14 protein-coding genes and 1 pseudogene are annotated in these 16850 nt (G+C 63.8%); 9 read left to right on the top strand and 6 right to left on the bottom strand.

From position 1 onward, the window contains the following. Positions 1-5 precede the first annotated feature (5 nt). A complete protein-coding gene (locus tag M1E17_RS22520; protein WP_457964307.1) occupies positions 6-1298 on the bottom strand; it encodes an aminotransferase-like domain-containing protein in 1293 nt (430 codons plus the stop codon). Positions 1299-1397: 99 nt separating this feature from the next. On the opposite strand from M1E17_RS22520, the gene M1E17_RS22515 reads away from it, so the two are divergent. Then, positions 1398-2243, top strand: coding sequence for an isocitrate lyase/PEP mutase family protein (locus M1E17_RS22515; RefSeq protein WP_457964305.1), 846 nt, complete (start codon positions 1398-1400; stop codon positions 2241-2243). Between the two features lie 29 nt (positions 2244-2272). Here the strand turns inward: M1E17_RS22515 and M1E17_RS22510 are convergent, their stop codons facing one another. Together M1E17_RS22510 and M1E17_RS22505 are read right to left on the bottom strand one after the other, a co-directional pair. Next, positions 2273-3166 carry a GerMN domain-containing protein gene (locus tag M1E17_RS22510; protein ID WP_457964304.1) on the bottom strand — a complete coding sequence of 298 codons (894 nt, stop codon included), beginning with the start codon at positions 3164-3166 and terminating at the stop codon, positions 2273-2275. Positions 3167-3390: 224 nt separating this feature from the next. Further along, positions 3391-3948 carry an NAD(P)H-dependent oxidoreductase gene (locus M1E17_RS22505; protein ID WP_457964303.1) on the bottom strand — a complete coding sequence of 186 codons (558 nt, stop codon included), beginning with the start codon at positions 3946-3948 and terminating at the stop codon, positions 3391-3393. Positions 3949-4073: 125 nt separating this feature from the next. Between M1E17_RS22505 and M1E17_RS22500 the strand changes: the two genes are divergently transcribed. The 6 genes and pseudogenes from M1E17_RS22500 to M1E17_RS22475 all read left to right on the top strand — a co-directional run bounded on the left by M1E17_RS22500 (position 4074) and on the right by M1E17_RS22475 (position 12270). Continuing rightward, the gene (locus M1E17_RS22500) at positions 4074-4679 is read left to right on the top strand and encodes a TetR/AcrR family transcriptional regulator (protein ID WP_457964302.1); all 606 of its coding nucleotides are present in this window, start codon (positions 4074-4076) and stop codon (positions 4677-4679) included. 362 nt (positions 4680-5041) lie between these two features. After that, a complete protein-coding gene (locus tag M1E17_RS22495) occupies positions 5042-6025 on the top strand; it encodes an ABC transporter permease (protein ID WP_457964301.1) in 984 nt (327 codons plus the stop codon). 2 nt (positions 6026-6027) lie between these two features. Continuing rightward, the gene (locus tag M1E17_RS22490; RefSeq protein WP_457964299.1) at positions 6028-7002 is read left to right on the top strand and encodes an ABC transporter permease; all 975 of its coding nucleotides are present in this window, start codon (positions 6028-6030) and stop codon (positions 7000-7002) included. After that, entirely contained in the window at positions 6999-9233 is a 2235-nt protein-coding gene (locus M1E17_RS22485) for a dipeptide ABC transporter ATP-binding protein (RefSeq protein WP_457964298.1), read from the top strand. Before M1E17_RS22490 ends, M1E17_RS22485 begins: the two co-directional genes overlap by 4 nt. A 52-nt stretch (positions 9234-9285) precedes the next feature. Continuing rightward, positions 9286-11004, top strand: coding sequence for an ABC transporter family substrate-binding protein (locus tag M1E17_RS22480; protein ID WP_457964297.1), 1719 nt, complete (start codon positions 9286-9288; stop codon positions 11002-11004). 197 nt (positions 11005-11201) lie between these two features. Then, positions 11202-12270, top strand: a pseudogene (locus M1E17_RS22475) (Gfo/Idh/MocA family protein). A 159-nt stretch (positions 12271-12429) separates the two neighbouring features. On the opposite strand, the gene ald reads toward M1E17_RS22475, so the two are convergent. Beyond that, the gene (ald, locus tag M1E17_RS22470) at positions 12430-13548 is read right to left on the bottom strand and encodes an alanine dehydrogenase (RefSeq protein WP_267276866.1); all 1119 of its coding nucleotides are present in this window, start codon (positions 13546-13548) and stop codon (positions 12430-12432) included. 233 nt (positions 13549-13781) lie between these two features. Here ald and M1E17_RS22465 point away from each other — a divergent pair, with 233 nt between their 5' ends. Further along, on the top strand, positions 13782-15002 hold the full coding sequence (locus M1E17_RS22465; protein ID WP_457964295.1) for a PucR family transcriptional regulator: 1221 nt from the start codon (positions 13782-13784) through the stop codon (positions 15000-15002). An 84-nt stretch (positions 15003-15086) separates the two neighbouring features. Here M1E17_RS22465 and M1E17_RS22460 read toward each other — a convergent pair whose 3' ends face one another. Together M1E17_RS22460 and M1E17_RS22455 are read right to left on the bottom strand one after the other, a co-directional pair. Next, complete coding sequence (locus tag M1E17_RS22460; RefSeq protein WP_457964294.1) at positions 15087-15422, bottom strand: hypothetical protein; 336 nt, start codon at positions 15420-15422, stop codon at positions 15087-15089. Positions 15423-15496: 74 nt separating this feature from the next. Further along, positions 15497-15916 carry a helix-turn-helix domain-containing protein gene (locus tag M1E17_RS22455; RefSeq protein ID WP_457964292.1) on the bottom strand — a complete coding sequence of 140 codons (420 nt, stop codon included), beginning with the start codon at positions 15914-15916 and terminating at the stop codon, positions 15497-15499. A gap of 48 nt (positions 15917-15964) precedes the next feature. Between M1E17_RS22455 and M1E17_RS22450 the strand changes: the two genes are divergently transcribed. Further along, on the top strand, positions 15965-16747 hold the full coding sequence (locus tag M1E17_RS22450; RefSeq protein ID WP_457964290.1) for an alpha/beta fold hydrolase: 783 nt from the start codon (positions 15965-15967) through the stop codon (positions 16745-16747). Positions 16748-16850: the final 103 nt, after the last annotated feature.

Genomic DNA, 16850 nt, shown 5'->3' with positions numbered 1-16850 from the left:
CAACGCTACAGCGCCGCGATGGCTTCGCGCAGCACGGGGGCCAAACGTCTCACGCCTTCCACGATGGCGTCAGGCGGCACGGCGCTGAAGGCGAGCCGCAGCTTATTGGACGATTCCACTGATGGAGTGAACGCAGCGCCGGGGATAAAGACGACGCCGGCATCTATCGCCTTCTTCAGCAAGGGATAGGTGTCCACGCCCTCAGGCAGTGTCACCCACACAAAGAAGCCGCCCTCGGGTGTGGTCCAGCTCAGGCCGGGCGGCATGTACTCCTCAAGGGCAGCCAGCATCGCCTGGCATCTCTGGGCATACAGCCCTCGGTAAGTCTCAATCTGGCCCCTCCAGTCATAGTCCCGAAGGTAGGCAGACACCAGCATTTGGTTGAACGTGGGAGGGCAAAGGGTGACTGATTCCGCGGCGAGGTAGTAGCGGCGCTGAAGGTGCTCGGGAACCAGTGCCCATCCGATGCGCAGGCCCGGGGCGAAGATCTTCGAGAACGAGCCCATATAGATCACGTCGTCGGGGTTCGCAGCCCGGAGGGGTTCCAACGGCTGACCGTCAAACCGGAGCAAACCGTACGGGTTGTCCTCCAGCACCAGGATATTCGCCCGTCGGCATATATCCACGATCTCCTGGCGGCGCTCGGGAGCCAAGGTGATTCCTGACGGGTTATTGAAGCTGGGAATGGTGTAAAGGAACTTGATGCTTTTCCCGGCCGTCTGGAGGGCGGCGATCCTGGCCTCCAATAAGTCCGGTACCATCCCGGACGCGTCCATTTCCACGGTTTCCACCTGGACCTGGTAGGCCTCGAAGGTATTGAGGGCCCCTACATAAGTGGGGTTCTCCACGAGCACCACGTCTCCGGGATTGCAGAATACCTTGGTGGCGATGTCCTGGGCGGACTGCGAACCGGCCGTGATCACGACGTTCTGCGGAAGGGCGTCCAGTATCCCCTCGGCGGCCATCACCTCGCAGATTTGGGCCCGCAGTTCCTCAGTGCCTTGGCCGCTGCCATACTGAAGCGCGGTGAGGCCGTCCTCGGCGATGATACTGCCCGCCGTGCCGGTCAGACGGTCAAGCGGCAGTGACTGCAGGTACGGGCTGCCTCCGGCCAGGGAGACCAGACCGGGGCGCATTGAGATATCAAAAACATCCCGGACGGCGGATTGCTTGATGTTGGCTGCGCGCTCCGAGAAGAGGTTCTCGTGGCGGTGGGCGGACGTGGCCGCGCGTTCGATTGCGTCAATGGCTTCTGCTGGCAGCAGCCCTGCTGCGGCATCAAGTGTCTCGTTGGTCACATCCTCAGGATACAGCGCATAGTTGCTAAATAGACAACGATTGTTGATCTGACATGCCCGCCACTTTACGTGCGGCCGCTCAAGGACTGGAATGGAGCAATGACTCCCGCCTCGCACTCCCCGGCCAGCGCCGCCGCGTTCCATGCCCTCCACAATGAGGGAGGCGAGCCGCTGGTCTTGGTCAATGTCTGGGATGCCGCTTCAGCCAGGCTGGTTGAGGAAGCCGGAGCCACAGCACTCGCCACGTCCAGCTCTGCCATTTCCTGGAGCCTGGGATTCCCGGATGGCAACAGGCTGCCCCGCGGGCTCGCCATGGAAGCGCTCAAGCGGATTGTCGCGGCCACCAGTCTTCCGGTGACCGCTGATGTGGAAACCGGCTATGCCGGCAGTGATGGCCACTATGAGGATGCGCTCCTTCGGGAGACCATCCTCGCTGTTGTTGACGCCGGCGCGGTGGGCATCAATTTCGAGGACTCCGGGGACCAGCCGCTCACCAGTGTGGCCGAACAGTGCCGGCGGCTGGAAGTGGTGCGTGAAACCGCCGCCGGTGCCGGGGTTGATCTTTTCATCAATGCCCGCATCGACACCTACCTCTCGGGCAATTTTCCGGAGCAGGCTTTTGCCGAGACCCTGTTGCGTGCCGGTGCATACCTGGACGCCGGGGCCAACGGCATCTTTGTGCCCGGGGTGACGGACCTGCATGTCCTGCACGAACTCTCACGCCGGGTTCCCGCCCCACTCAACGCCCTCGCCGGGGTGGGGGCGCCGTCGGTAGGTGAACTGCACGACGCCGGCGTGCGCCGTATCAGCATTGGCGGCAACACTGCCAAGGCGGCGTATGCAACGGTCTCCAAGGTGGCCCTTGAAGTGCTGGGCGATGGCAACTGGTCCGAACTGGCGGGTGCCCGCAGCCACGCGTCGATGGACGCCCTCTTCGGCGGTTGAACAATTAGTTGTTTGGGACGCTACGGCAGTTACCGGGGATTGAGGGTCTCGGCCAGGCCCACGCCGTTTACATAGATTTCGGCCCTGATGGCTCCCACTGAGGAGACTGCAGTCTGGGTGAGCTGCGCTTCTATCCGTGGGACGTCGCAGACTCCACCAGGCCGGAGGGACCCGGCCAGATAGACCGTCACAGTGGTTCCGTCGAAGCTGCCTGCGAGGAAATTCAGCTCCGAAGCGGACAGCGAGTTGTAGAGTCCGCCTGCCGGGGCGCTGCCATCAAGCAGGGCCCGGATGGCCGCCGGCAGCGGCTCTGTTGAACCGGAGGTGGCCCGGCGGACGCCCACCAGGCTGTCATTGCAGCCAAAACGCACGCCGCTGCTGCCGCCGTCGTCAAGAAGCACGTAGTAGGCCGTGACCGTCTGCATCCCGGCAGTGTCGCCGGACGGAGGCGGCGGGGGCTCTCCGGGAGCTGCGGACGGGCCGGTGACGGGACCAGGGGCAGCGCCGGTAAAAGCCTGTCCGTGACCGGAGCTTCCAGCGCCGCCTGCTGAACCAGGCGTGGTACCGCTGCCAGGTTCAGTGGCGGCGGCACCGCCCGGCGACCCTGCACCGCCCTGCGGCCCTGCACCGCCCGGCGGCCCTGCACCGCCCGGCGACGCGGCACCTGATGAACCCGGCAGGGTGCCGGAGGATACAGGAGTATCGGGGGACGTGGTGCTTGTTGGATCGGCATGCGCCGGAGTTCCGGCCGGAGGCGGCACCTGCGGCTGAGGCGCAGGGACCAGCGGAGCGTCCTGGCCGGTTGACTGTTCGCCCGCTGCTGTGTCCGCGGGAGGCCCGGATCCGGCAACGCAGGACGCGAGCCAAAGCGGCAGAAGCAGCAGAGTTACTGCCTTCGCTGTGGCACCACGTCGTTTTGCCATTCCTGCACCGCATTCCCGTCCCGGTACGTTCCGTGTATTAACGTTACGGCGCCCCGGTGCCGGGGAGAATGCCGGGGCGGTACCGGTTGGGATAAGACTTGGTCACGCTTTTCGTTGCGGCGCGCCGGGGATGCACGGAGGGATAACAAATGCCCCGGCACCATGCGGCGGCCGGGGCATTTGCTGCTCTTGTTAAGAAGCTCTGTTGCGAGGAAGCTCCGGTGTCAGGCGACAGGCTGGGCAGCGGCAAGAGCGTCGAAGACACCCTTGATCTGCTCAATAACCTCGGCGTCGTCCTTCGGGTGCAGTTCAGCGAAACGCACCATGGAACCCGGTACGGCCAGCTTGGCGTCTTCGAGCACGTTGGCGCCTGCGATGCCCACTGCCTTGCGTGCCTCATCCTGTGCCCAGACTCCACCGAACTGGCCAAATGCGGTACCGACGACGGCGGTGGGCTTTCCGGTGAGGGCGCCGGCACCATAGGGGCGGGACAGCCAGTCGATGGCATTCTTCAGGGAAGCGGGCACCGTGCCGTTGTGTTCAGGTGTAACCAGCAGCAGGGTGTCGGCTTCGTTGGCTGCGGCGCGGAGAGCGGCGGCTGCGGCCGGCACCTGACCCTCAACGTCGATGTCCTCGTTGTAGAACGGGATGTTGCCGAGGCTTTCGTGGATGATCACGTCCACCTGCTCCGGGGCGTTTAGCTGGATCGCCTCGGCAAGCTTCTGGTTGGTGGACTCGGCGCGAAGGCTGCCGACGAGGGTAAGGACGGTGCTCTTGCTCATAGGAACTCCTGAAGGTCGGGCTGCGGCGGGGCCGCGAACCGTTTTTACGGGGGAGGCTGTTGGGGCCTACACGTGCTAAACGGACCACGGTCCGGTTAATATTCCCGGGGTCTAGAATGTGGACTGTGAGCTTCATCCCATTGCGGCCCGGTTCGTTGGCCGGCCCCCATGAACGCAGTGATGCGGCGCGAAACCGCGAACGCCTGCTGGGGGCAGCCCGTGAGCTGATTGAGGAGTGCGGAGCTGACGGGCTCACCATGGACGGACTCGCTGAACGGGCAGGTGTGGGCAAGGGGACGGTCTTCCGCCGATTCGGCAGCCGGGCCGGACTCATGATGACACTCCTGAGTGACGCCGAGGCGGACTTCCAAGCCCGCTTTATGTTTGGTCCCCCGCCGCTGGGCCCCGGAGCGCCGGGGATGGAGCGGCTCATGGCGTTCGGCGTCGAACGCATAGCGTTTGTCATGCAGTACGGCGAACTGGCGCGCGCGGCCGACAAATCAGTCCACAACCGCTTTGATGTGCCGGCGGCCGGGCTGTGGCATCGCCACATTGAGCATCTGTTGCGCGAGGAAGGCGTGGAAGCGGACCCGTGGCTCCTGGCAATGTCCCTTAGCGCCAGCCTGGATCCGGAATGGGTGCTGCACGCGGTCCATGTCCATGGCGTGACCACAGAGCGCCTCGCGAATTCATGGCGCGAACTTGTCACACGGGTAGTGCGCGGGGCGTAGATTACGCCCGAATCGGCTGAATCGTCCAGTCAAATCAATTCCACAGAAAAATTCATAACAATCTGATACGGGGCATCGGATTTACGCACTTCCGTCAACATTTCAACGGCTACTGTGTGGTAGTTTCCTCTGGAATGTGACCCGCAACATAGTCCACCAGGGCCTGGCCTGCAAAGGCCGCGGGAGGCCGGCTACCCGCTGGTGGAATACCCGGAAGTGGCGGAGCACCCCCTGCCTCGCCGGGAAACGGAAGGATCAGCTCGTGATTGTTGTTCAGGCCCAGGCCCCCGCGGCACAGCATCGGCCCCCCGTGGGGTATCCGGAAAGACTGCTGGCGGCGACGATACAGAAGTAGCGGCCACATGCTCAGATACCTTGCCAAGCGTGGCATCACGTATCTCCTGATGATCTTCCTGACCACCTCGGCCGGTTATTTCCTGGCAGTTACCTCGCTCAAGCCGGCCCTGCTGGAGCAGGAGCGCATACCGCGCCCAACCCCTGAGCAGGTTGCTAACTCCATGCGCCTCAAGGGCCTGGATCCTGACCTCAGTCCCTGGGAACGCTATGTGGACTGGCTAACGGGCATCGTGACACGCTGGGACTGGGGCCGCAGCCCCAACGGTGCCTTTATCAACGCTGAGTTCGGCGACAGGGTGTGGATTTCCACCCGGCTGTTCCTGGCATCCATAGTCCTGACACTGGTCATTGGAGTTGCCCTCGGAGTGTACTCGGCAGCGCGCCAGTACAAATTCCAGGACAGGGTCATCACCTCCTACAGCTATCTCGCGTATATCGTTCCGGCACCCATCGCGTACTTCCTGGTGCAGCTGGGGGCCATCAACATCAACGAGACCGTGGGCGAACGGATCTTTTTTGTCACCGGCATCTCCACTCCCGGTATGGAGCCCGGCTGGGCGCAGTTCATTGACATGCTGGCTCATTATGCGGTCCCCACCATCGCCATCACGCTGGTGGGCTGGGGTTCCTACCAGATCGCCCAGCGGCAGTATCTGCTGGACAACGTCAACGCAGACTTTGTCCGTACCGCCCGCGCCAAGGGGCTCACCCGCAACCAGGCCATCACGCGGCACGCCCTGAGGGTGTCGTTCATCCCCGTGGCCCAGAGCATCGCCTTCACCATTCCGGCCATATTCGCCGGCGGCTTCTTTGCCGAGAAAATCTTCGCCTGGCCCGGGGTCGGCTCGTGGAGCATCGACGCCATCTCGCTGCAGGACGTCAACGCGGCAACAGCCACCTTGGCCTATGGCTCTGTGATCTTCGCCCTCGGCGCCATCCTGGCTGACTTCGCCACCACGCTTGTTGACCCGAGAGTGAGGGTCCAGTAGCCATGACCAACCTCAATGCAGTGGATCCGGCGGCAGCCGCGGAGGAAGCGCACCTGCAAAACGCAGATGTGATGATCACCAAATCCACCATCATCTTCCGCCGATTCATGCGGAACAAGACCGCCGTCGCCGGCCTCCTCATCTTCCTGGCACTGACCGTGTTCTCCTTTGTGGGGGGATACCTGACGCCGTGGGACAAGGAGACCATTGATCCCTTCAACATCGGCATGCCGCCATCGGCTGACCATTTCCTCGGGACGTCGCAGGCGGGCATCGACCTGTATGCCATGACCGTGGAGGGGACCAGGATCTCCATCCTCATTGGCCTCATTGTTGGTCTTGTCTCCGTCCTCATCGCTGCGGTGTACGGCTGCACCATGGCGTATTTCGGCGGCAAGGTGGACAAGGTGATGCTCTTTGTCCTCGAAGCCCTCATCATGATGCCTGCCCTGCTGGTGGTGGCAGTGGCCACCAGCGGCGGCGGGGAGGGCCTGAAAAAGAGCCTCCCCAGTTGGCTGCTCCTCATCATTGTGCTCCTGGTCTTCAGCTGGATGGGCACCGCCAGGCTGATCCGTTCCCTCTCGATGTCCCTGATGCAGCGTGACTACGTCAAGGCAGCCCAGTACATGGGTGTGCCGCCGCGGCGGATCGTCTGGCGGCACCTCGTTCCCAACATCGGTTCCCTCCTGGTCCTGGACATCACCCGCGGAGTCACCGGCGCCATCCTTGCCGAAGTTGCTTTCTCCTTCATCGGAATTGGCATCAAGGTGCCGGACGTGAGCCTGGGGGTCCTGATCGGCGGCGCTACATCCCAGGTCCAGACCTTTCCCTGGATGTTCTGGGTTCCGCTGACGGTGATGTTCCTCCTGACCGGATCGCTCGCCATGATGAACGATGGCCTGCGGGACGCCTTTGATCCGAGCTCCAGTTCCATTGGCAGCGCCAGGAAGAACAGCACAAAGAAGAAGAGCGCATGAGCAGCGAGACATACATCGAACCGGCGGACTCCACTCCCTCCACAGCTGAGCGGCTGCACATTGCCGGGCTGCACATGGCCGGGGACGCCGTCCTGTCCGTCCGGGACCTGAACGTCCGCTTTAATTCCGAGAACGGCGTGGTGCACGCTGTCCGTGGCGTTGACTTCGACCTGATGGCGGGCAAAACGCTGGGAATCGTGGGGGAATCCGGGTCCGGAAAATCCGTCACCTCGCTGGCTATCATGGGGCTTCTTCCGCCCACCGCAGAGATCACCGGTTCCGTCCGGCTCAAGGGCACGGAACTGCTGGGCCTCAGTGACAAGGCCATGTGTGCCTACCGCGGCAATGACATTGCCATGGTGTTCCAGGACCCGCTGTCCTCCCTGACCCCGGTCTACACGGTGGGCACCCAGATCACCGAAGCACTGGCCATCCACAACCCCGGCATGAGCAAACAGGCCAAAGAAGCCCGCGCCGTCGAACTTTTGGCGATGGTGGGCATCCCCAGTCCGAAGGACAGGCTCAAGGCGTTTCCGCACGAGTTCTCCGGTGGAATGCGGCAGCGGGTGATGATTGCGATTGCCATCGCCAACAATCCCCGCGTGCTGATCGCGGATGAGCCGACGACGGCCCTGGACGTCACCATCCAGGCCCAGGTGCTGGAGGTACTTCATAAGGCCCAGGAGGAAACGGGCGCCGCCGTGGTGATGATCACTCACGACCTGGGCGTGGTCGCAGGCATGGCGGACGACATCATGGTCATGTACGCGGGAAAACCGGTGGAAACGGGCGGCGTGGATGACATCTACTACAACCCGCGGATGCCGTACACCATGGGCCTGCTCGGCGCGGTGCCGCGGGTTGACGTAGCGGAGAAGACGTCCCTGGTCCCCATCGATGGCATCCCGCCGAACCTGATCCACACCCCCACCGGATGCTCCTTTGCGCCCCGCTGCCCGCTCGCAACGGAGGCGTGCCTGGACGGGGAGCCTCTCCTGGCGCCGGTGGCAGGCGGCACCGCACACCGGGCCGCCTGCATCAAGTCCGGTTCCCTCGAGGACGTGAACGTCCACGCGGTCTTCTCTGCACCTGAAGTGCCCGTATCCCGGTTCGACCTCATTCCCCGCGAAGAACGCTCCACCGTCCTCCAGCTGAAGGACGTGCGGAAGCATTTCCCGCTCACCAAGGGGGCGCTGCTCAAAAGGCGCATCGGCACCGTGAAGGCGGTGGACGGGCTGAGCTTCGATATACGCGAAGGGGAATGCTTCTCGATTGTGGGGGAGTCGGGATCGGGCAAAACCACCACACTGCTGGAAATTATGGAGTTCCATAAGGACCAGGACGGCGAAGTGACGATTGGCGGCATCAGCAACAAGGAAGCCGCCGACGCCAAGACCAAAAGCGCCATGCGCAAGGAACTCCAGATGGTTTTCCAGGACCCCACCGGCGCCCTGGATCCGCGGTTTACGGTGTACGAGGTCCTGGCGGAGCCGCTTCAGAATGCAGGCTTCTCAAAAGCCGCCATCAAGAAACGAATCATGGAGCTGATGAACCTTGTGGGCCTGCAGCCGGACCACGTTAACCGGTTCCCCAACCAATTCTCCGGAGGGCAGCGGCAGCGCGTGGGCATAGCCAGGGCCCTGGCTGTGAACCCGAAACTGGTGGTGCTGGACGAGCCCGTGTCCGCCCTGGACGTCTCCGTGCAGGCCGGTGTCATTAACCTGCTGGATAAACTCCGCGCCGAACTGGGCCTCAGCTACCTGATGGTGGCCCACGACCTTTCCGTGGTGCGCCACATCTCCAACCGCGTGGCTGTTATGTACCTGGGGAAGATCGTGGAGATCGGTGAGGTGGACCGTGTCTTTGACAGTCCCCGCCATCCCTACACCCGAGCACTGCTGTCCGCCATTCCTGTCCCGGACCCGCAGCTCGAGCGCACCCGGGAACGGATCATTCTGCAGGGAGACCTGCCGTCGCCGCTGGATGCACCCAAGGGCTGCAACTTCGCCTCCCGGTGCCCGGTGTTTGCCGCGCTGCCGGTGGCGAAGAAGGAGAAATGCCTCACGCTGGAGCCTCCGCTGGAATCGGTTCGCCCCTCGGCCGCTGTCCGGGCCCTTGAGGCAGGGCCGATACCGCCATTGGACCAGCAGTTCGCCTGCTTCTTCCCGGACGGTGAACTCGACGAGGACATGCTGGTTGTCCACGATCCGGGGGACCACCATGCGCCCTAGTTTTTATCGACCCATCACAAGCACCACCACTCGCACCAATGAAGGGAATACCATGAAGAATCTGACCAGGATTGGCGGGGTGGCAGCCGTAGCTGCGGCTCTGGCGCTGACGGCCTGCGGGGGCGGTGGCACCGCCACCGGACCGGAGACGGCCAAGGGGCAGGAGGCCGGCAGTGACCTGTCCAAGCTGATCAGCATCAACGAGAAGCCCGCGGCGGATCTTCAGCCGGGTGGCAAAGTGACACTTCCCCTGGGCAGCATCGGCCCGGACTTCAATGGTTTCTCCAACAACGGCAACAGCTCGGACAACTCGGCCCTGATGGTCCCCATCAACACTGTGGCCGTGAGCAGCGGCGGCATCGGTGGCTGCTGGAAGCTCGACTTCGAGGGCAAGGCCACCCCCAACAAGGACTTCTGCGAGTCAGTGGAGAGCGAAGTCAAGGATGGCAAGCAGACCGTCACCATCAAGGTCAATGACAAGGCCACCTACAACGACGGCACTCCGATCGACGTCAAGGCCTTCCAGAACACCTGGAACATCCTGAAAAGCCCCGATGCCGGCTACGACATTGTGACCTCCGGTGGCTACGAGTTCGTTGAATCGGTGGAAGCAGGGAGCAGCGACAAGGAAGTCATCGTCAAGATGAGCCAGCCGGTGTACCCGCTGGAGGACCTCTTCTTCGGCCTGGTCCACCCGGCTGTGAACACGCCGGCAATCTTCAATGAAGGCTTTGTGGGCGAAATGCACCCCGAGTGGATGGCCGGCCCCTTCAAGCTGGATCAGTACGACGCCGCAGCCAAGACCGTGACCCTCGTTCCGAACGAGAAGTGGTGGGGCAACAAGCCGGTGCTGGAAAACGTGGTCTTCCGCCAGCTCGAAACCAGCGCACAGATCGCCGCCTTCAAAAACGGTGAAATCGACGCGATGTCAGCCAACACCATTGCGCTCTACAAACAGCTCGACGGCACCAAGGACTCCGAGGTCCGCCGTGGCCAGCGGCTCTTCGCCGGTGGCATGAACATCAATGCCCAGAAGGTCACGGACGTTGCCGTGCGTGAGGCAATCTTCGCGGCGGTGGACCGTGAGGCCCTCCGCAAGGTGCGCTTCAACGGCCTGAACTGGGAGGAGCCCAGCTCCGGTTCCATGATGCTCCTGCCGTTCTCTGAGTACTACCAGGACAACTACCCCGTGAAGGAGACGGGTCCGGAGGCAGCGAAGAAGGTCCTGACGGATGCCGGCTACGCTCCGAACGCTGCCGGAATCATGGAGAAGGGCGGCGTCCCCGCGGCGTTCAAGATCAGCAACTTCGGTGATGACCCCACCACGCTCGCCTTCACGCAGACACTGCAGAAGCAGCTGCAGGCCGGCGGCATGGATGTTGGAATCGACCAGCGCGCGTCAGCCGATTTCGGCAAGGTCATCGGCGGCCGCGACTTCGACATGAGCGTCTCCGGCTACACCGTGGGCGCCGACGCCACCTCTGCCGTCAAGCAGTACTACGACTCCAAGACCAATGAGAACGGTCTGGGTGACGCCGAGCTGGACAAGAAGATCGCTGACCTGGCATCCATCGAGGACAACGCTGAGCGCAACAAGGCCGCCATGGAGGTGGAAAAGGAGCACATGGCCAAGTACTTCTCCATGGGTGTGGTGATGAACGGCCCGCAGATCTCCTTCGTCCGCACCGGTTTGGCCAACTACGGCCCGTCACTGTTCCAGAGCCTGTCCCAGGTTCCGGACTGGACCACCCTGGGCTGGGAAAAGAAGTAACCTTCTGCACTGAATCACAGCATTCACGCTGAGGCCGGCGCCTCCCTGTCGACGGGAGGCGCCGGCCTTCGCCGTTCCCGGACGCCCCGCCCCAAACGCCCGATTATTTCCTGCAGTTTTTTCTGAACGCTCTCGCACTTTCTGCAGGAAATTCCGGAACCCTCTCTCACAAAGCTGCGCGGGGGTAGCGTAGCCCTATGGCCGGGACTGAAGCTGAACGCACCATCCGCACCGCCGTCGTCGGCTATGGGCTTTCCGGGAGTGTCTTCCATGCGCCGCTGATTGCGGCGGACGCCCGCTACTCGCTGGAAGTCATCGCAACGTCCGACGCCGGGAGGCAGGCAGCCGTCGAAGAGCGGTACCCGGGCGCCAGGACTGTGCCCCGGCGACGCCGTGGTTGCGCTGGCCGCGGACCTTGACCTGGTGGTGCTGGGCACTCCGCCCGCAACCCACTATCCGCTGGCCAGGGCTGCACTCGAGGCGGGCCTGGATGTGGTGGTGGACAAACCGTTCGCCGTGCGAAGCGCCGAAGGGCAGGAACTGGTTGAACTCGCGGAGCGGCTGGGACGCGTGCTGACCGTGTTCCACAACCGGCGCTGGGACGGGGACTTCCTGACCCTGCGCAAGCTGCTCGCCGGCGATGCCCTGGGCACTGTGACAAGGTTTGAGTCCCGCTTTGAACGGTGGTCACCGGCAATTTCCAAGGCTTGGAAGGCACAGGCATCAGCAGCCGACGGCGGGGGTGTGCTCTTTGACCTTGGCTCACACCTGATCGACCAGGCCCTGCAGCTCTTCGGCTCCGCTACCATTCTCCATGCCGAGCTTCTCGCGCGGCGTCCGGACGAACGGGCGGAGGACGATGTGTTCCTGGCGCTGCGCCATGACTCAGGCGTCATTAGCCACCTGTCCATGAATGCGCTGTGCGCCCAGCAGGGTCCCCGCTTCCGCGTGCTGGGCTCCGCAGCAGGATTCACCAAGCACGGGATCGACCCCCAGGAGCCGTACATCGTAGCCGGCGGCAGTCCCCTGGATGCCGAGTACGGGGTTGAGGCTGCCGAGTGGGCCGGTTCCTTGGGCCGCGATGGCCACCTGGACGCCCTCCCCACCGAGCGCGGCGCCTACCCCGAGTTCTACCGAATCCTGGCAGACAAGATCCTCGACGGCGGAGCAGCATCACAGCTGCCCCGCCCGGTAAACCCGGAAGACGCCGTCGAAGCCCTCAAACTAATAGAACAAGCAAGAGAACTGGCCTCGGCGCATCGTTAAACCTCCGGCGCTGAACGATAGACATCCGGCAGCGTGCCTCAAAGCGACGGTGTGGGCCCACGCCGGCAGGGTTCCCTAGCCGAGCTTGCGAGGTTAGGGGCCGGTGGGGCGCAGCACGCCGAGGATGTGTATCGTCCAGCGCAGCAGGACCCACAACTTCTACGCCGACACCAGTTCGTGCCAGTCCGCCACGAGGGGCAGGTTGTGTGCCTCGGATACGGAGTGGTGGGCCACGTGGCCGGCGGCGATGTTGAGGCCGGCGGCCAGGGCGGGGTCGCGCTCGAAGGCGGCGCGGACGCCCAGGTTGGCCAAGGCAACGCCGTACCGGAGGGTGACGTTGGTCAGCGCATAGGTGGATGTGTTTGGCACGGCGCCCGGCATGTTGGCCACGCAATAGAAGATGGTGTTGTGCACCTTGTAGGTGGGCTCCTGGTGGGTGGTGGGGTGCGTGTCCTCGAAGCAGCCTCCCTGGTCCACTGCGATGTCCACCAGCACCGAGCCCGGCTTCATGCGCGCCACCAGCTCGTTGCTCACCAGCTTGGGGGCCCTGGCGCCCGGGATCAGCACGGAGCCGATCACCAGGTCGGCGTCCACCACTGACTTCTCCACTTCGTACTTGTTGGACGCCACGGTCTTCAGCCTGCCCTGGTACTGGGCGTCCAGTTCACGGAGGCGGTTGATGTTGATGTCCAGGATGGTTACGTCGGCACCCAGGCCCAGGGCCATGGCGGCGGCATTTGTTCCCGCCACGCCGGCCCCGAGCACCACGACCTTTGCAGGGCGGACTCCCGGGACGCCGCCCAGCAGCACACCCTTGCCGCCGGCCGGGGCCATCAGCGACGTTGCCCCCACCTGCACCGAAAGGCGGCCGGCTACTTCGGACATCGGCGCGAGCAACGGAAGGGTGCGTCCCTCCTGAACTGTTTCGTACGCGATGGCGGTGACGCCCGAATTGATGAGTTCGCGGGTCAGTTCCGGCTCGGCGGCGAGGTGCAGATACGTGAACAGCACCAGACCTTTGCGGAAGCGGTGGTACTCAGCCTTGATGGGTTCCTTGACCTTCATCACCATGTCTGCGCGGGCCCACACGTCGTCTGCTTCGGCGATGATCTCCGCGCCGGCGATGGCGTATTCCTCGTCGGTGATGCCTGAACCCAGGCCTGCCCCGCGCTCCACCAGGATGGTGTGGCCGTGGGTACGGAACTCGTGAACGCCGGCGGCGGTGATGGCTACGCGGAATTCATTGTTCTTGATCTCTTTAGGGATACCGATGATCATTGTGGGCTCCAGGTTCACAGGCGGGGTCGGCCTGAAATTGCGGGGTAGGTTGTGATTCCACAATAAATCCGGATGTGAGCCAGTCGACAGAAATGGTGCGGAAGCCCGAACGAAAAACCGCGTGATTCCGGGCTTTTCGTCCACCGCAGCTCGACATTTGTACAGTGACGGAGCGTCAGGTGTCGCCTCGTGTCCGTTGGCCCAAACCCCTTCGTGGGCAGTAGTGTTGCCGCATGCAGCAGCAGGATGTGGAACAGCTCGTGGAGCGGATTGCCGGGAAACTCGGGCGCGGGCTTTCCCTCGAGGATCTTGACGGCCTGCTGCTCGCGTACAGCTCGAACCAGTCCCACGCTGACCGCGTCCGGGTCAACTTCCTGCTGAGCAAGCGGGTCCCCGCTGACGTCAGCGCGTGGCAGCTTTCCCATGGCATTGCGACGGCGGTCCGGCCGGTCGTGGTTCCGGCAAATCCGGATCTGGGGATGCTGGGGCGGGTCTGCGTTCCGTTGATGGTGCGTGGCTTCCGCGTGGGCTACCTGTGGGTCCAGCAGGACTCGGCAGAGGAAAACCCGACGGCGATTCTCACCCAATTGCCTGATGTGGGCCATGAGCTGGAGCTGCTCTCCGGGCTGCTGCTGGAATCCAACACTGCCGAATCCGAGTTCCGGCGCAGCAGGGAACGGGAATTCCTCGCCGCGTGTTCCGGCGAGGCCAATGCGGTGGCGGCGGTGGCCGGCTGGAAGGAAATCCAGGGCCGGGGACCATGGCAGGTAGTCACTGTGCTGGATGCCGACGGCTGGACCGGCAGTTCCGATCCGATCGCTTCCACGCTAATTCACCGGTCTGCTGCCCTCCAGGCCACCGTGGGCGTGGACGCGGCCCTGTTCAGCGCCGGTACGGAAACCCATTCCGTGGTGCTGTTCCAGGAATCTGTGGGCCGCGCCAACCACGCCCAGGTGCTGGTGCACTACCAGCTGGAACTGGCCAAGCGCTCCGGCCGGCCCGTGGACCGTATCATCCTTGGCATCAGCGAGGGGTTCGCCAAGCCAAGGGAACTGGGCGAGGCGTACCGGCAGTCCAAACAGGCGGCCCAGGCCGCCGCGGTGGATCCGCAGCTCGGCGAGCTGGTAGATTCCCGGGCCACGGGGATCTACCAGTTACTGGCAACGGCCGGCGGTGGAGCCGGCGCCTGGGCCGATACAGGATCTGTCTACTTCCGCATGCTTGAAGAACACGACCGCAACGGCGAGCTTATCCCCGTGCTGGAGCTGTTATGCGACAACGATGGCTCCGTCCAGGATGTTGCCAGCAAACTTCACCTGCACCGCAGCAGCATTTATAACCGGCTGGGCCGCATCCGCCAGCTCCTTGGTGTGGATCCGCTCAAGGGGATGGCCCGGCTTGAACTCCATGCAGCCCTGAAAATGCGGCGCTGGGCTGCGCGTCCACGGATCTAGTGCCCGGACCAGGCGCGCCAGTTGTCAGGCGCAGCGGTTATTAGGCGCGTTGCGAACAGACAGGGCGGATATCAGGCGCGGTTCTCAGGCCGCGTTGCCCTCGTGTTTTGATTGCCCGCCGCTGGATTCGTCCTGCCCGGCTTGAGGCTGGTGGGAAATATCCTGGTGCGGCGCGGCGGCAGTGTCCCGGCCGGGCTCAAGGGAGGTGGCCTGTTTCAGGGAAGCCGCCTGCTGGAGGGTCAGCGCCTCACGGCGGCGGCGGGTGAGGGCACTGTCGGTCCACATGGCCACGGCAACAAATACGACGCAGCTGGACATCACGATGGACGTATTATTCAGCTTCATGGCGGACCCCAGCACGGCAGCAACCATCATGGCGGCGATGCCCGCCACCACGTGCAACCCTCTGAATTTCGCCACGAATAAAGCGTAACCCCGGCCAGCGGCCTGTTTCAGGGCTTGATCAGGATCGTTGCTTGATCCTTATCACTCCGTCACCCTGCGGCTGATGCGCCGTCATTTTCGCCTGACTGTTGCGTTGCCTGTGCCGTTTTCTTCTGCTGGTCCAGCCACGCCATAATGGCGGCCAGCCGGATTCGCCGGTGCGTGCCGCGGTATTCCACCGGTATCTCGCCACGGTCCGTCATGTTCCGCAGGTAGGTGTGGGAGATGCCGGCAAGTTCGGCGGCCTGGGATGTGGTCAGCATTTCTTCGACGCTGCTGACGGTCACCGCTTCCCCCCTGCTGAAGCGGCTGAGGAGATCGACGACGGCGTCCCGCGCCTGGGGCGGGAGCCTGTGGACGGTGCCATCCACGAATACGGTGATGTCATGGCTGCCCTGAAGGGCGCGCTGCAGTTTCTCTGCTTCCTCGGCCGGCAGGCCGGCCGTCATCCTTGGGGCGATCAATGCCATGCGCTCAAGCCTATCCCTGCGCCTGCGGACAACGGGTATGCTCGCCAGATGAAACTCAGTGGTGGCCGTGACGTGGAGTCCGGTGGACTGACCGGGCGGGTGTATGCGTCCGTGGAACACAAAAACCACGGTCCGCGGCCAACGTACGTGCTGCTTCACGGAATCGGCGTCTCACACCGCTACCTTGCGCGGCTGCATGTTGAGCTGGCCCTCTCGGCAAACGTCTACACTTTTGACCTCCCGGGCTTCGGCGACGCACCACGGCCGCGTCGGCAGGTGCCGGTAGGCGAGTACGCAGCCTTTGTGCACACCGTCCTGACGGAGGCTGGGGCCGGGCCGGTTGTGGTTATTGGCCACTCCATGGGCGTGCAGTACGCCGTGGAACTCGCGCTGCAGGAGCCGTCATCGGTGGCTGGCCTGGTGCTGATGGGCCCGGTGGTCGACGACGAACGGAAGTCCGTGCCACGGCAGGCGATGGCACTGGCCCGCGATGCCCTGCTATATGAGACCCTCTCCTCCAACCTCACAGTATTCTCGGACTACTTCCGTGCCGGGCTGCGCTGGTACCTCACGGAGCTGCCCGTGATGATGGAATATCCGCTCGAAACAAGGCTGCCCGGCGTGAGCCAGCCTGTACTGGTCATGCGCGGAGGCAAAGACCCGGTGGCCCGCCGGCCCTGGTGCGAACGCCTGGCATCCGCGGCACCCCGGGGGAGCCTGACCGAAGTTCCCGGCGTAGGCCACGTCCTCCAGCACACGGCAACGGCGGCCACCGCGGCCGCGATCAGCAGCTGGGTCCGGGCGGCAGACGGCTTCGGAGTGACCGCCTGACTGAACCCACTTGCCGCCCGGACGCGTCTGACTGCGACGCGTCTGACGGCCCGAACCCCTCTTGCCGCCCGGACGCGACTGCCCGGACACGTCTGACCCCGCG

The sequence above is a fragment of the Arthrobacter sp. D1-29 genome, assembly GCF_054130585.1.
This window is presented reverse-complemented; position numbering and strand designations above follow the sequence as displayed.

Coding starts and splice junctions, on each gene's coding strand:
- M1E17_RS22480 (WP_457964297.1), top strand. CDS start 9,286: ATGAAGAATCTGACCAGGATTGGCGGGGTGGCAGCCGTAGCTGCGGCT.
- M1E17_RS22450 (WP_457964290.1), top strand. CDS start 15,965: ATGAAACTCAGTGGTGGCCGTGACGTGGAGTCCGGTGGACTGACCGGG.
- M1E17_RS22505 (WP_457964303.1), bottom strand. CDS start 3,948: ATGAGCAAGAGCACCGTCCTTACCCTCGTCGGCAGCCTTCGCGCCGAG.
- M1E17_RS22490 (WP_457964299.1), top strand. CDS start 6,028: ATGACCAACCTCAATGCAGTGGATCCGGCGGCAGCCGCGGAGGAAGCG.
- M1E17_RS22515 (WP_457964305.1), top strand. CDS start 1,398: ATGACTCCCGCCTCGCACTCCCCGGCCAGCGCCGCCGCGTTCCATGCC.
- M1E17_RS22465 (WP_457964295.1), top strand. CDS start 13,782: ATGCAGCAGCAGGATGTGGAACAGCTCGTGGAGCGGATTGCCGGGAAA.
- ald (WP_267276866.1), bottom strand. CDS start 13,548: ATGATCATCGGTATCCCTAAAGAGATCAAGAACAATGAATTCCGCGTA.
- M1E17_RS22485 (WP_457964298.1), top strand. CDS start 6,999: ATGAGCAGCGAGACATACATCGAACCGGCGGACTCCACTCCCTCCACA.
- M1E17_RS22455 (WP_457964292.1), bottom strand. CDS start 15,916: ATGGCATTGATCGCCCCAAGGATGACGGCCGGCCTGCCGGCCGAGGAA.
- M1E17_RS22495 (WP_457964301.1), top strand. CDS start 5,042: ATGCTCAGATACCTTGCCAAGCGTGGCATCACGTATCTCCTGATGATC.
- M1E17_RS22510 (WP_457964304.1), bottom strand. CDS start 3,166: ATGGCAAAACGACGTGGTGCCACAGCGAAGGCAGTAACTCTGCTGCTT.